This is a genomic window from Miniphocaeibacter sp. (genome assembly GCF_049276255.1).
Classification (GTDB): Bacteria; Bacillota; Clostridia; order Tissierellales; family Peptoniphilaceae; genus Miniphocaeibacter.
The window spans coordinates 109,898-124,808 of sequence record NZ_JBASWB010000083.1 but is presented as its reverse complement, the minus strand read 5'-3'; the positions used below and the strand labels follow the sequence as shown (position 1 = coordinate 124,808).

The window sequence follows — 14,911 nt, the reverse complement described above, 5'->3', positions numbered from 1 at the left end:
TTTATAGAGATTTTTTATATTAAATTATAACAGGGAGAAAAATATGAAATTTAAGTCCGTTAGAACTAAAATATTACTAAGTAGTTTAGTTTTGTTTGCAATACTCTTATTTTCGTTTTTTATTATATACAATATTTCATTATCCCATATTAAATCTATGACAATTGCATCAACAGAATCAGCTGTTGATAAAAGTGCAAACGATTTGAGTAATCTATTAATGAATATGGAAAATGTTGCTGAAATGGTAGCCATGGATAGTGAAATTCAAAAAGCATTGAGATTACCTCTACCAGAAACTAAACAGGATATGTTTAAGCAGCGATTAGAATATAATCAGAAAATCCTGTATATGAAACAATTCTCCAATCAAATAGATGGTATATTTGTTCTTGGTGAAAACGGTTCTATTTTCCGTGGTAGTAATAAATCCTTAAGGGAAGAGGAATATAGGAATTTTGATTGGTACAAAAAAGTTGTTAATGAGAATAAAAGTTTATGGATTGAACCGAATAATCCTTCCCTATTAGTCAAGAACTTAAATAAGCCAACATTGAGTTTAGTATTTCCTATTCAAGATAGGATTTCTCCAGAAGTTATAGGAGCTGTTGTTGTTGAGGTATTAACCTCAACCTTAAACGATATTTTCATAGAAAGCACCATCTATAAGGGAAGTATTTATATTGCCAATGCAGATGATAATATTTGTTATTCAAATCAGGAAAATACAGAAGAAAGTATATCCTTAGAAAAAATAAAATATGAAAAAGAGGATTTTATTTCAAAAAAACAAATAGATGTTAATAATTGGGAATTAATTGGTTTTATTAAAAGTAATATAGTTTTCTCTGAATTATATAATATTAGAAATAATATATTAATTATTTTTGTAATTGTTGCAATTATTAGCTGCTTTTATATTTGGTTTTCAGCTAATAAAATAACAAAACCTATTAAAAAAATTATTAAAAATATGAAAATAGTTGAAAAGGGAAATTTCAATATTTCTCTAGAAGTAGAAACTGAAGATGAAATAGGAGTACTGACTAATACCTTTAATCATATGGTTTTTACGATAAAGGAATTAATAGAAAAGGAGAAGAAACAACAAATACTTTTAGAAACAGCGGAATTAAATGCTTTACAAAGTCAAATTAATCCACATTTTTTATATAATACTTTAGATTCAATTAATTGGATGGCTAGACTAAATAGGTTGGACATTGTTTCTGACATGATAGAAGCATTAACAACTGTTTTTAGAGTGAGTTTAAGTAAGGGGAAGGTAATTATACCAGTTAGTGATGAACTGAGTCATGTAGTGGAGTATATGAAAATTCAAAAGTATAGATATGGTGACAAAATTAACTTTGAAATAGATGTAGCAGATGATTTACTAGATTACTCCATTGTTAAAATAATCTTCCAACCTTTAGTTGAAAACTCATTATACCATGGTTTAATCAATATTAATAAAAAAGGAAGCATAAGACTAGCAGGTAAAGAATATAGTGAAAAATTGGTTTTTATAGTAGAAGATAATGGAGTAGGAATGACAAAAGAAAGGCTTGATAATATTAATAAGTTCTTAAAAGATGGAATCGATACTACATCTTCCTCCTACGGAATAATAAATGTTCAAAGAAGATTACAAATGACCTTTGGGGAACAATATGGATTAAAATATGAAAGTGAAATAGATAAAGGGACTCGAGTATATATAGAAATACCTAAAATAAAGGAGAAAAAATGTTAAATTTACTTATAGTAGAAGATGAAGAATTATTACGCATAGGTTTAACAACGTATATGAATTGGGAAAAGTTAGGTTATATAGTTAAAGGACAGGCTAGTAATGGAAAGGAAGCTTTGGAAATATTAGAAAGAGAAAATATTGATGTTGTTATAACTGATATTAGAATGCCCCTTATGACAGGAATAGAATTATCGGAAATTATATATGAAAAATATCCTTTAATAAAAGTGGTAATTGTTAGTGGATATGATGATTTTGAATATGCAAGAAGTGCTTTAAGATTTGGAGTAGTTGATTATTTATTAAAACCTATTAATTTAAAAAAACTAGATGCAACAATGATAAAAATCGCAGAACAATTTACTGAAGAAAGAAAACATGCAGAAGAGTTAAATAGGTTACAAAATGTTGCTGAAACTTCTTTTAAGTCGGTAATTAATAAAATTATTAACGATATTTTTGTTTTAGATTTATCATATGAGGAATTAAGAAAGAAACAAATCCCTTTAGAATTAGAGGAAAAATATTTTTCAATAATAATTGTTGGAATAGAAAACTTTGCTTCCTATATTAATGAATATACAAATTTAGAATTATTGGAATTAGATAAAAATTTTGGTTCTATAATAAAGAGCTTACAAAGAGAAGTTGAGCAGATATATGTGCTTCAAGAACAATTATGTGAGCGGATAATATGTGTATATGGGGATTCTGAAGAAGAGATACTTAATATAATAAAAAATTTAGAAACTGAAATAACAAATAAACAAATAGAAAATATGAAAGGAACAGTATTTAAGGGAAGTATTGGAAAAGGTATTTTTAAGATTAAACAATCTTACTCCATAGCTAGAAATAATTGGAAGGTTATACAGGAAAACTATTGGGATATTTCACCAATTTTAAGTAAGGATGGGAATAATGAACACTTTACTTTTTTTAGTTACGATAGTTCCAGAATTAAATCTGCAATAAGATCTGGAGAAGAGGAGGAAATTCTATCTGAGTTAGAAGAGTTTTATAAAAAATTAAGAAAGGGAAATATAAATTTGTATTTACAATGGGTTATGATTTTTAATAATTTATATAGGGAAATTATTAAACTACCAGATGAAATAGGAGTTAAAGTTGACGATATTATAGGAAATCCAGATATTTTATTAAAGAAAATGATTTCTGAACGGAAAAGGGATACTATGATGGACAACCTTAGAAATATAAGTATTAAAATAGGTAATGAGTTTAAAAAAACAGGTCAAGGGAGAAAAAAAGATATATTGAACAAAGCTTTAGAGTATATTGATGATAATTACTATAAGGAGGATTTTACAATAGGGGATGTTTCAAAAAACATCTATGTTAGTAGTTCATATTTAAGTTTATTATTTAGAGAAGAACTAGGAAAAACATTTATAGAAATACTATCTGATATTAGAATGGAACATGCTAAAAATCTTTTGTTGAATACAAATTTAAAATCCTATGAAGTAGGAGAAAAATGTGGATACTCTAATCCTTCGTATTTTAGCACAGTTTTTAAAGGATATTATGGGTGTTCTCCTTCAAAATTCAAAAAGAAAAATTAATTTCTTTTTGAATTTTTTATTTTAAGTTTATGGATGATAGAAAAGTGAAAGATATTTATAGTTTTTTTAATGGTCTATAAGATTGATAATTTATATAATATAGGTGAAAAGCAAATAAAAATTTTAAGGGGGAAAACGTATGAGTAAAAAATTTAGAAAAGTATTAGCTTTAATGTTATCAGCAATTTTGGTTTTTTCTTTAGCAGCATGTAGTAGTAAGGAAGAAAAGAAAACAGAGGGAACAGATGCTGGAACACCAGTAAAGCAAGCTGAAAATGGAGAACTAGATATGTCTGCTTTAGCAGGTTTAACTGTAGGATTTTCACAATGTGATAATGCTAGTGCATGGAGAATAGCTGAGACAGAAAGTATTCAAGAAACTGCTAAGGAAAACGATGTAACATTAGTTTATGCTGATGCAGGTGGAGATATAGCTAAACAGGCTTCAGATATTGGTGACATGATTGCACAAGGAGTTGACTACATAATTGCTGCTCCTCAGGAAGAAGATGGTTTACAAAGTGTTTTACAAGAGGCAATGGATGAGGGAATCGGCGTTATATTAGTAGACCGTGGAGTAAATGGTGAAGCTGGAACTGATTATACAACAGCTATAATGTCTGACTTTATTTGGGAAGCAGAACAAGTTGCTAAAAAAGTTATAGAATCTACAGAAGGTAAAGGAAATGTAGTTATTTTACAAGGAACTCCCGGAGCTACTTCTGCAACAGAAAGAAATGAAGGGTTTTTAAATACAATTAAAGATACTGAATTAAAAGTAATAGTAGAACAACCTGCAGGTTTCTTAATGGCTGAAGCACAATCTGTAATGGAAAATATTCTTCAAGCTCAAGGTGATGAAGTTGATGTAGTATTCTGTCATAATGACGATATGGCTCTAGGTGCATTAACTGCAATAAAAGCTGCTGGTTATAAACCAGGAGAAGATATTTTAGTATGTGGAATTGATGGTGCAGCAGCTGCATTAGAAGCTGTTAAATCAGGAGAGATGTTATGTACTGCTTCTTGTTCACCTTATTTTGGACCAATAACTTTTGAAACTATTGCCAAATTAAAAAATAATGTAGAAGTAGATGAAAAACTAATAATTGAAGATACTTTATTTGATATAAACAATGCAGATCCAGCATTGGGATACTAAAAATATATAAAACGGCCTGCATAAGCAGGTCGTTTCTTCCAACTGGAGGTTTAATATGGAAAGAAAAATAATATTAGAAATGAAAAATATTGAAAAATCTTTTCCTGGTGTAAAAGCGTTAAAAAAAGTTGATTTTTCTGTAGCTGAAGGTGAAGTTCATGCTTTAATGGGAGAAAATGGAGCTGGAAAATCAACATTAATAAAGGTGTTAACTGGCGTATATGGAAAAGATAGTGGAGATATAATATTTCAGGGGAAATCGATTAATCCAAAGTCAACTTTAGAGGCCCAAGAAGAAGGAATAAGTACAATTTACCAAGAATTAAACCTTAGTCCTTTCCAAACTGTTTATGAAAACATTTATTTAGGAAGGGAAATTAAGAATAAATATGGTTCTTTAGATAGAAAAAAAATGAAAGCCGGTGCTGAGGAACTTTTATCTGATATGGGTTTACATATTGACGTAGATGTTCCATTAAGAAAATATAGCACTGCTATTCAACAAATGGTGGCAATTGCTAGGGCTGTTTCTACAAATGCGAAACTGGTTATTATGGACGAACCTACTTCTTCTTTAGATACTAAAGAGGTTAGAGTTCTCTTTGATGTTATAAAACGTTTAAAATCTCAAGGGATAGCTATTATATTTATAAGTCATAGACTAGATGAAGTATTTGAAATTTGTGGTCATGTAACAATTTTAAAGGATGGAGAGCTTGTTGGTGATTACAAAATAAGTGATTTAGATCAAATGAAACTAGTTTCCCTAATGATTGGTAGAGAAGCAGTAACTTTAGAAAGAAAGAAAGGAAAATATTCCTTTGAAAATGCTGACCAGTTAGTGAAAATGGAAGATATTCACTATGAAACTAAATTAAATGGTATAGGGATAACTATTAAAAAAGGTGAAGTTCTAGGATTAGCAGGATTATTAGGATCAGGAAGAACGGAACTAGCAAATGTACTATTTGGTGAAGCAAGACCGGATAAAGGTAATATTTACTGGTTAGATAAAGAAGTTTCATTAAGAAATCCACAAATGGCTATAAAACTAGGTATGGGTTTTTGTACAGAAGATAGAAAAGTAGAAGGTATTTTCCCAGAAATGACTGTTAAAGAAAATATGACAGTGGCTTTACTTCCACAAATTAGTAAACATGGAATTATTTCCAATAAAAAAGAAGAGGAGCTAACTCAATACTATATTGACAAACTCCGAATTAAAACACCTACAATGAACCAATTAATTGGTAATTTATCAGGTGGAAATCAACAGAAAGTACTACTAGCCAGATGGATGTGTATGAATCCTGATTTGATTATAATGGATGAACCAACAAGGGGAATTGATGTAGGTGCAAAATCAGAAATTGAAGACCTAATTCAAGAACTCTCTTCTAATGGAATTAGTATATTGATGATTTCATCAGAAGTTGAAGAATTAGAACGTAATTGCGATAGGGTTTATGTTATGAGAGAAGGAAAAGAATTAGCAGATTTAATAGAGGATGATATAAATTCAGATTTAATTATGAGTACTATTGCTTCTGCAGGAAAAGTAAGTAGTAAAGAAGGGGGACAATAAATTGATTAACAATAAAAGTCAAATGAATTCAAAGGAATTCCTAAAAAAATATAGTGCTTTTATATTATTGGTTATTATGCTAATTGTTAATGCAATAATCACACCTAACTTCTTTGCATTAAATACATTTAGCCTAATGCTTACACAAATTTGTCCTGTTATTTTAACGGCAATGGGTATGACCATGGTAATTTCAACAGGTGGAATTGATATATCTGTAGGTGCGGTAATGGCATTAGCAGCTGCTTTATCAACTAGATTTGTAAATTTTGAAGGTAAGGCTTCAATTATTATGTTGGCTGTAGGATTATTAGCGGCAATAATCCTATCTTCCGCTAGTGGACTTGTTTCAGGATTTATGGTTGGAAAATTAAAAGTACAACCGATGGTTGTAACATTAGGTTTAATGATAGGTGTAAGAGGCCTTGCACTAGTTGCAACTAGTTCAAAAACTGTATATATTTCTCAAGCACAGGGTGAACTATACAAACTGTTAGGAAATTATAAAATTGCTGGTTTATTACCAATACAAATAATTCCAATTATTTTAAGTATTGCCTTAGTATATTTTATTTTAAACAAAACAGTTCTTGGTAGAAGAATACAGGCAGTAGGGGACAATGTTAACTCAGCTAGGTTAGCAGGAATAAATGTAACGGCTGTAATTATATTTGTATATATGGCAAGTGCATTTCTTGCTTCAGCAGCAGGAATTTTTTCAGTAGCTAAAATTGGAAACATCAATCCTAACGATGTAGGATTATTGGCTGAACTAGATGCTATAGCTGCCGTAGTTATTGGTGGAACTAAAATGTCTGGAGGTCGAGGTCGTGTATTTGGTACTGTCATAGGTGCTTTTATTATGTCTATAATATCAATGGCAGTAAATACGAATAATATTCCATATGAATATGCACAAATAGTTAAGGCGATTATTATTGTTGTAGCTGTTTATATTCAATCAGATAGAAAGAAATAAGAAGGTGAAATAAATGAAAACTTTAAAGAAAACATGGAATTGGTTTGGTTCTAAAAGTTCTATAATTGCATTTTTGATTTTGTTCATATTTGCTAGCATTGCTTTTTCTGAAAAGAATTTAATGTCATTTCCTTCAATTATGAGATTATTTAACAAAGCTGCCAGTGATACAGGTATTGCAGCATTAGGTATGGCTTTTGTTATAATGATAGGTCAGATAGATTTATCAGTTGGAGCAGTTTTGGCATTATCTGGAGTTATAATGGGGATTTTTGGACAGACTAATCCAATACTAGGAATAGTATTAGGTTTAATGTGTGGAGCTATTACAGGATTATTAAATGGTTTAATGGTTACTAAATTGCGTATTTCTTCTTGGATTGCTACATTAGCAATGTTAATGGGAGTTAGAGGATTGGTTTTACTAATAACAAATAAAAGTCCTGTTTCTATAAAAGATCCTATATTAAGAGCAATAGGAGGATATAGAATTCCTTTTTTAAATAATACAAATATACCAATTTTAGTAGTAATATTTGTAGTACTTACTTTAATTTGTATGCATATATCACATAATACAAAATTTGGAACATCTCTGTATGCTGTTGGAGGAAATGAAGAAGCAGCTAGAATGATGGGATTACCAGTAGATAGAACCAAAATATTAGCATTTGTTGCATGTGGTGTAATTGCAGCCCTTTCAGGTATATTATCAGCTTCTAAATTAGGTACTGCTCAACCAAATGCTGGTGATGCTTGGGAAACAACTGCAATAGCGATGTGTGCTCTTGGGGGAATTAAACTTTCAGGAGGAGAAGGAAAATTTAGTGGAGCATTTTTCGGAGCAATGATTATTACAATAATAAATACAATATTTAATTACTCTGGAAAATTGGATTCTGCTTGGCAAAGAGTAGCAATGGGAGGGGTAATTCTATTATCAATAGCGTTGCAATCAGAAGTATTTTCCTTTAAGAAAAAAAACAAAGAAGAGGTTAAAGAAGAATTTAATACTTAAAGATAGAAAGCTTTCCTTTAAAACAAAAATTTGGATTTTAAAGGAAAGTTTTTCTTTGTAATTATTTAATATAAATATGATCAAAAGTCTAAGTACTATATTTAATTCTAGTATAATAATTGACTTTATTGGTGAAATTTGTTATTCTTAAATCAAATAGATGGAAGCGCTATCATTGAGGGTGTTATGAATATATACGATATAGCTAAAAAAGCAAATGTTTCAACAGCTACAGTTTCAAGGGTATTAAATAATCCAGAGGCTGTAAAAGAAGAAACGAGAATAAAAGTACAAAAAATAATTAATAAATATGGTTATAGACCAAGTCATATTGCAAGGGGTCTTGCAACAAATAAGACAAATACCATAGGAATTATGGTTCCCGATATAAGGAATCCCTTCCATGCTAATTCTGCATTTTTATTGGAACAGAATTTAGTATCAAAGGGATATAATTCAATTTTATGTAATACATCAGAAGAGCCTGAACAAAAGCTTAAATATTTTGAGTTACTTAATCAAAAAGGTGTAGATGGAATAATATTGCTTGGGGCTTCTTATGGTGACAAAGTTTTAGAGGAAAGATTTGAAGAATTAAATAAAAATATATCTATTGTGCTAATAAATAATATTATAGGAAAGAATTCTACCTTTGTTATTTGTGATGAAAAGAATGGATTGAATCAATCAATAGAGTACCTGAAAAATAAGGGTTATAAAAATCCTATATATATACAGGATAAACAAAAATATATTACAAGGGCTAGTATTTCTAAAAAAGAAGGATTTATAGAAGCAATTGAAAAATATTATCCAAATTTAGATAGTGAACATTTACTTTTAGAAATTAAAGAGGATTTGAAAGAATATGAGAAAATAATAGATTTTCTTAAAAATAATCCTGAAGTTGATAGTATTCAATTTGAAAAAGATACTTCAGCAATAAAATTTTTAAAAGTGGCCCAAAAGTATAGTATTGAAATTCCTAATAAATTAGCAGTTATAGGCTTTGATAATATTGATTTAACAAATTATACCTATAAAGCTTTATCAACTATTGATCATAAAATAGAAGAACATTGCAATATTGCAATAGATTTATTAGTAAAAAAAATGGAAGGAGAGATAGTAAAAAACAACAACTATGTAATTCCAGAATTTATAGAAAAAGAAACATCTTAATGTTTTTTTTTAACAAATAATGTAATCGCTTACAAATTGAAAGGAGTTAAAATGAAAGTAATTAATAATGACTTTATGTTACATAACAAGTATGGTAAATATTTATATGAAGAATTTGCAAAGGACATGCCAATATTTGATTTTCATTGTCATCTAGAAGCTAAGGAAATATGGGAGAATAAACAATTTCGAAATATTACTGATGCATGGTTAGGGGGAGACCATTATAAATGGAGAGTCATGCGTGCTCATGGTATATCTGAAGAAAAAATTACAGGAAAAGCTTCAGATTTTGAAAAGTTTAAAGAATGGTCTAAGGTTGTTCCGTTATTAATAGGAAATCCTTTATATCATTGGACACACTTAGAATTAAAAACCTTTTTTGGAATTGATACTGAACTTAATGAAAATACCTGTCAAGAAATTTGGGAAAAAGTCAATCAATTATTGGAAACTGATGAATTTAAAGCAAGAAAATTAATTGAAAAATCTAATGTATATGCAGTTTGTACGACAAATGACCCTATTGATGATTTAAAATATCATAAAAAAATTAAGGAAGAGGGGAAATTTAAGACAAAAGTTTTACCAGCTATGAGACCAGATAAAGCCTTAAACATAGAAACTGGTGATTATAAAGAATATATAGGAGAATTGTCTAATATTTCTGGCATTGAAATTGAGAGTTTTAAAGATTTAAAAACAGCATTAGCTAAAAGAATAGCTTATTTTAATGATAATGGATGTGCAGCTTGTGATCATGCCTTTAATTATATTCCTTATAGAAGAGCTTCAGAAGAGGAGTTAGAAAATATAATTGCTAAAGGCTTAAATGGCGGGAAAATAAGTAAGGATGAAGAAGATAAATACAAAACTGAACTTATGATTTTCTTAGCAAAAGAATATAAAAAATATGACTGGGTTATGGAACTACACATTGGTGCCTTAAGAAATAATAACGAAAGAATGTTCAATAAATTAGGACCTGATACTGGCTACGACTCTGTTAATGATTATAAATATGCTAAAGAGCTAGGTCAATTACTTAGTGCAATGGACTTAACAGATGAATTACCTAGAACAATTTTATTTTCATTAAATCCGAAAGATAATTATGTATTATCAACAATTGCCGGATGTTTTCAAGGAGAAGAATATGGAATATCCAAAATTCAATTTGGAACTGCTTGGTGGTTTTTAGACCATAAAGATGGAATGACTAAGCAAATAAAAGATTTAGCAGCTAGTGGAATTTTATCTAATTTTATTGGAATGTTAACAGATTCAAGATCATTTTTATCTTATCCAAGACATGACTATTTCAGAAGAATACTTTGTAATATTTTAGGTGAATATGTAGAATTAGGAGAATATCCTTGGAATAAGGAATTTTTAGGAGAAATAGTTAAAAATATAAGCTTTTATAATGCAAAAAAATATATAAAAATTAAATAAATGTAGTAGATTTTATAATAATGATTTATTTAATTAAATCAATTTAGGAGATAATATGGAAATAAAAGACAAAATAATAAAAGATAATTCTAAATATCCTAAAAAAATTCTTCAATTTGGACAAGGAAACTTTCTAAGAGGATTTGTCGATTGGATTATTGATTTAAGTAATGATGATGAAAGTTTAAAATCATCTCTAGTAGTAGCTAAGGCTACTGAAAGAGGAAATTTAGATAGGTTTAAAAAACAGAACTTTAACTATACTTTGGTTATGAGAGGTTTAGATAATGGAAAACCTAAAGAAGAATCTAAAATCGTAACTAGTATTTCTGATATGGTAAATCCATATAAGGCCGAAGATTTTAAAAGATATGAAGAAGTTATAAAAAGTGAAGAGTTATCAATTATTATTTCAAATACAACAGAAGCTGGAATTGCATATGAAGAAGTTGATTTTAAAGAGAATTATCCAAAATCTTTTCCAGCTAAAATAACAAAATTATTATATACAAGATATTTACATTTTAATGGCGATGAATCTAAGGGGTTATTATTTATTCCAGTGGAATTAATTGATAATAATGGTAGAGAATTAAAAAGAATAGTTTTAAAACATATTGAAGATTGGAAATTACCAGATAAATTCAGGAAATGGGTAGAAGAAAACAATAAGTTTCTAAATACGTTAGTTGATAGAATTGTGACAGGATATCCTAAAAATAATATAAAAGAAATAGAAGAAAAATTGGGTTACAAGGACGAAATTCTGGTAACTAGTGAAATTTTCAACCTTTGGGTTATAGAAGGTACAAAGGAAGATGCGATTAAGTTTCCAGTTCATAAGACAAAGGCAAATATTATTTGGACAGATAATGTTAAGCCATATAAGATTAGGAAGGTTAGAATTTTAAATGGAGCCCATACTTCTATGGCTTTAGCGGCTTATCTTTCTGGGTTTAAGATAGTTAGAGATATGATGGAAGATAGTGCTTTTAATGACTTTTATGATTTAGTAATAAAAAAAGAAGTAATACCTACTATTGATATGGACGAAGATGAATTAATAAGTTTCTCTAGTTCAGTAAAGGATAGATTTAAAAATCCTTTTATTGACCACAGCTTATTGGATATTTCTTTAAACTCCGTAGCTAAATATAAGGAAAGATGTTTAAGTAGTTTATTGGATTATTATAATAAATTTAATAAAATTCCTCGAGGATTAACATTCTCCCTAGCATCATTAATTCGATTTTATAAAATAGAAGAGAAAGATAATAACTTTTTTGGAAAGGATTTAAATAATTCAGAATACGAGATAAAAGATGATACTAATATTCTAAAATTTTTTGAAAATGTATGGAAAGAAGAAAACATTAATATTATATTAGAAAAGATATTAGAAAATAAAGATATTTGGGGAATTAATTTGTTAGAAATAAATGGTCTATTTGAAGAAGTATTATATTATTTAAACAGTATTGAAGAAAAAGGAATAATTAAAACTATAGAAAATATTAAATAGGTGAGGAATGAATAATAAAATTTTACAAATTAATGAAAATGATAATGTTGTTGTTGCAATAAAGAATTTAAAAAGAGAAGACAAAATTATTTTTAAAGATACTGAAATTGAAATTAATTCTGAAATTCCAGTTGGTCATAAAATTGCAATTAAGAATATTAATATCGGAGAAAATATAATTAAATACGGTGAAATTATTGGAAAGGCTATTGATAATATTAATATAGGCGACCATGTTCATACCGATAATGTAAAAACCAATCTTGAGGATATTATAGACTATAAATACAATAAAGAAACCATTAATTTTAATTATAAGAAGGAAAAAACACCAACGTTTAATGGCTATATAAGAGAAGATGGTAATGTTGGTACACGAAATGAAATTTGGATAGTACCTACAGTTGGCTGTATTAATCAAACAGCAAAAAATTTAACTAAATTGGCTAAAGAAAAGTACGGTAATAAGGTAGATGATATAGTTGCCATAACTCATGATATGGGTTGTAGTCAATTAGGTGACGATTTAGAAATAACTCAAAAAATACTTTCCGGTATAATTAAAAATCCTAACGCCGGAGGTGTTTTGGTTTTAAGTCTTGGTTGTGAGAATAACTATTTAGAAATTTTCAAACCTTTTCTTGGAGAATATAATAAAGATAGAATTAAGTTTTTAACTATACAAAATGTTAAAGATGAATATTTAGAAGCTATGAATTTATTAGGGGAATTAGTTGATTATGCAGCTAAATTTGAAAGAAAAGAAGTTGGAATAGATAAGTTGAAAATAGGATTTAAATGTGGTGGCTCTGATGCATTTTCAGGAATAACTGCAAATGTTCTTTCAGGTAAGGTAAATGATGAAATTGTTTCTTATGGAGGAAGTACAGTTATTAGTGAGGTTCCAGAGATGTTTGGAGCAGAACATTTATTAATGGCCAGAGCTAAAGATAAAGAGGTTTTTGGTAAAATTGTAGATTTAATTAATGGTTATAAAAATTATTTTAAAAAATATAATCAAGAAATATATGAGAACCCTTCACCAGGTAACAAAAAAGGGGGTATTACAACTTTAGAAGATAAATCTTTAGGATGTATTCAAAAAGGTGGAAGTTCTGAAATAGTAGGGGTTTTAAACTATGGGGAACAAATAGACAAGGCCGGTTTCTTTTTATTAAATGGTTCTGGTAATGATCAAGTATCCACCACTAACCTAGTTGCTTCAGGTGTTAATTTAATTGTTTTTACAACAGGAAGGGGTAATCCTTTTGGAAATATAGTTCCAACTATAAAATTGTCTTCTAATAGTGAACTAGCTGAGAAAAAACCACATTGGATAGATTTTGATGCAGGACAATTACTTAATGGTATAGATTTTGAAACATTAACAGAATCCTTTTTAGACTATATTGTAAAAGTAGCTTCAGGTGAATTAACAAACAATGAAAAAAATGGTTTTAAAAGTATAACAATATTTAAAGATGGAGTAATCTTATAAGGGAGTGTAAATAGTTTTGTGTTTCGGTTTCTAGATTAAGATAAACAATATAATATTTCTTAATATTATTATCAAAAAATATTTTAGTCTATTAAATTTCTGAAATTCGAATTTCTAGCTATATTCTGACATAGTTAATTAAAACTGTCAATTAACAGTTTTTCTCTTAGGTGATTTTAATTCAATAATTGGGAAATATTTCCCAATTATTGAATTTTTGTTTTTGTCTTTAGACAGTTGAGTACGCGTAGCGTACGAAACATAAAACCACCTGCTATTAAGGTGACCCCAAAAAGTTGGACTTTTTCCAGAGCGAATATTTTGCTGATTCATTTTCACCTATTCCATGCCGAACACTTCTTTAAGTCCGTTTAAATTATAGCCTAAGACAATATATACAGCCTTCTTGACGATTACTCCATTTTCTCTTACGTTGTAGTGTATAGCGTCTAAAGATACGAAAGGATATATTCTTTCCAAAGGTCTATTTTGCCACTCTTTTATTGTTGGTAATATCTTATTGGTTATTTGACTTACCATGCTTTCAGATATTCCAAATCCGTATATTTGTTTTATGTGACTTGATATATCTCTTGTGGTCATTTCTTTTGCATATATGGATATTATTTGATTTTCTATATTAGAAATGTCTTTTTGATATTTCTTTAATACTATAGGTTCAAAGGTAGATTCTCTATCTCTAGGAATATCAACATCAAGTTCTCCGTATGTTGATTTCACTTTTTTAGAACTGGAACCATTTCTAGTATTTAATGACAGTGGTGTTTCTCCATAATCATAGTCCAAATGCTCATCTAATTCTGCTTTTAATAATCCTTCTATTGTTCCTGACAAGAAATCTTTTAAAGCCTCTTTAATATCTTGTGCTGAATTAATTTCATAGTTTTCTATTTTAGGTGTTGCATTTAATTTTACAATCTATCATTATAAAAAAATTATTAAATCAAGGATTATTATAATGGGAAGTTATAGAATTTTAAGGTAAATTTGGAAATTATTTGAAAATAGCAGAAGAAAACTAAAACTTGAAATTTAATATTAATGTGGTACAATGATTATGATAATAATTATCAATCAATCAAGTTCTATGGACAATTATCATGTCAATGAACTTGATATTTTTTAAAAAAATAAATGATAATAATTA

At 28.5% G+C, this 14,911-nt stretch carries 11 protein-coding genes; 10 read left to right on the top strand and 1 reads right to left on the bottom strand.

Annotated elements, in window-relative coordinates; translation table 11 throughout:
* Window positions 1–43: 43 nt before the first annotated feature.
* From WAO56_RS12210 to WAO56_RS12165, 10 genes are all read left to right on the top strand, one after another.
* A complete protein-coding gene (locus WAO56_RS12210; protein WP_422144333.1) occupies window positions 44–1,756 on the top strand; it encodes a histidine kinase in 1,713 nt (570 codons plus the stop codon).
* A complete protein-coding gene (locus WAO56_RS12205) occupies window positions 1,750–3,342 on the top strand; it encodes a response regulator (protein ID WP_422144332.1) in 1,593 nt (530 codons plus the stop codon). Before WAO56_RS12210 ends, WAO56_RS12205 begins: the two co-directional genes overlap by 7 nt.
* A gap of 139 nt (window positions 3,343–3,481) precedes the next feature.
* On the top strand, window positions 3,482–4,504 hold the full coding sequence (locus WAO56_RS12200) for an ABC transporter substrate-binding protein (protein WP_422146376.1): 1,023 nt from the start codon (window positions 3,482–3,484) through the stop codon (window positions 4,502–4,504).
* 55 nt (window positions 4,505–4,559) lie between these two features.
* Window positions 4,560–6,089: a sugar ABC transporter ATP-binding protein gene (locus WAO56_RS12195; protein WP_422144330.1), complete on the top strand. Its 1,530-nt coding sequence runs from the start codon at window positions 4,560–4,562 to the stop codon at window positions 6,087–6,089.
* Between the two features lies 1 nt (window position 6,090).
* Window positions 6,091–7,068 (top strand): ABC transporter permease, encoded by a 978-nt coding sequence (locus WAO56_RS12190; RefSeq protein WP_422144329.1) that lies wholly within the window; start codon window positions 6,091–6,093, stop codon window positions 7,066–7,068.
* A 13-nt stretch (window positions 7,069–7,081) separates the two neighbouring features.
* On the top strand, window positions 7,082–8,086 hold the full coding sequence (locus tag WAO56_RS12185) for an ABC transporter permease (RefSeq protein ID WP_422144328.1): 1,005 nt from the start codon (window positions 7,082–7,084) through the stop codon (window positions 8,084–8,086).
* Between the two features lie 186 nt (window positions 8,087–8,272).
* Window positions 8,273–9,268: a LacI family DNA-binding transcriptional regulator gene (locus WAO56_RS12180; protein WP_422144327.1), complete on the top strand. Its 996-nt coding sequence runs from the start codon at window positions 8,273–8,275 to the stop codon at window positions 9,266–9,268.
* Window positions 9,269–9,319: 51 nt separating this feature from the next.
* Window positions 9,320–10,723 (top strand): glucuronate isomerase, encoded by a 1,404-nt coding sequence (uxaC, locus tag WAO56_RS12175; RefSeq protein ID WP_422144326.1) that lies wholly within the window; start codon window positions 9,320–9,322, stop codon window positions 10,721–10,723.
* A gap of 55 nt (window positions 10,724–10,778) precedes the next feature.
* Window positions 10,779–12,245, top strand: coding sequence for a tagaturonate reductase (locus WAO56_RS12170; RefSeq protein WP_422144325.1), 1,467 nt, complete (start codon window positions 10,779–10,781; stop codon window positions 12,243–12,245).
* Between the two features lie 7 nt (window positions 12,246–12,252).
* Window positions 12,253–13,743, top strand: a complete 1,491-nt coding sequence (locus WAO56_RS12165) for a UxaA family hydrolase (protein WP_422144324.1) — start codon at window positions 12,253–12,255, stop codon at window positions 13,741–13,743.
* Between the two features lie 339 nt (window positions 13,744–14,082).
* Here the strand turns inward: WAO56_RS12165 and WAO56_RS12160 are convergent, their stop codons facing one another.
* Complete coding sequence (locus WAO56_RS12160; protein ID WP_422144323.1) at window positions 14,083–14,598, bottom strand: IS256 family transposase; 516 nt, start codon at window positions 14,596–14,598, stop codon at window positions 14,083–14,085.
* Between the last annotated feature and the right edge of the window lie 313 nt (window positions 14,599–14,911).

What these genes read in the sequence shown, in the direction of transcription:
- WAO56_RS12210 (WP_422144333.1), top strand. Translation starts at nt 44, where the DNA reads ATGAAATTTAAGTCCGTTAGAACTAAAATATTACTAAGTAGTTTAGTT.
- WAO56_RS12205 (WP_422144332.1), top strand. Translation starts at nt 1,750, where the DNA reads ATGTTAAATTTACTTATAGTAGAAGATGAAGAATTATTACGCATAGGT.
- WAO56_RS12200 (WP_422146376.1), top strand. Translation starts at nt 3,482, where the DNA reads ATGAGTAAAAAATTTAGAAAAGTATTAGCTTTAATGTTATCAGCAATT.
- WAO56_RS12195 (WP_422144330.1), top strand. Translation starts at nt 4,560, where the DNA reads ATGGAAAGAAAAATAATATTAGAAATGAAAAATATTGAAAAATCTTTT.
- WAO56_RS12185 (WP_422144328.1), top strand. Translation starts at nt 7,082, where the DNA reads ATGAAAACTTTAAAGAAAACATGGAATTGGTTTGGTTCTAAAAGTTCT.
- WAO56_RS12180 (WP_422144327.1), top strand. Translation starts at nt 8,273, where the DNA reads ATGAATATATACGATATAGCTAAAAAAGCAAATGTTTCAACAGCTACA.
- uxaC (WP_422144326.1), top strand. Translation starts at nt 9,320, where the DNA reads ATGAAAGTAATTAATAATGACTTTATGTTACATAACAAGTATGGTAAA.
- WAO56_RS12170 (WP_422144325.1), top strand. Translation starts at nt 10,779, where the DNA reads ATGGAAATAAAAGACAAAATAATAAAAGATAATTCTAAATATCCTAAA.
- WAO56_RS12165 (WP_422144324.1), top strand. Translation starts at nt 12,253, where the DNA reads ATGAATAATAAAATTTTACAAATTAATGAAAATGATAATGTTGTTGTT.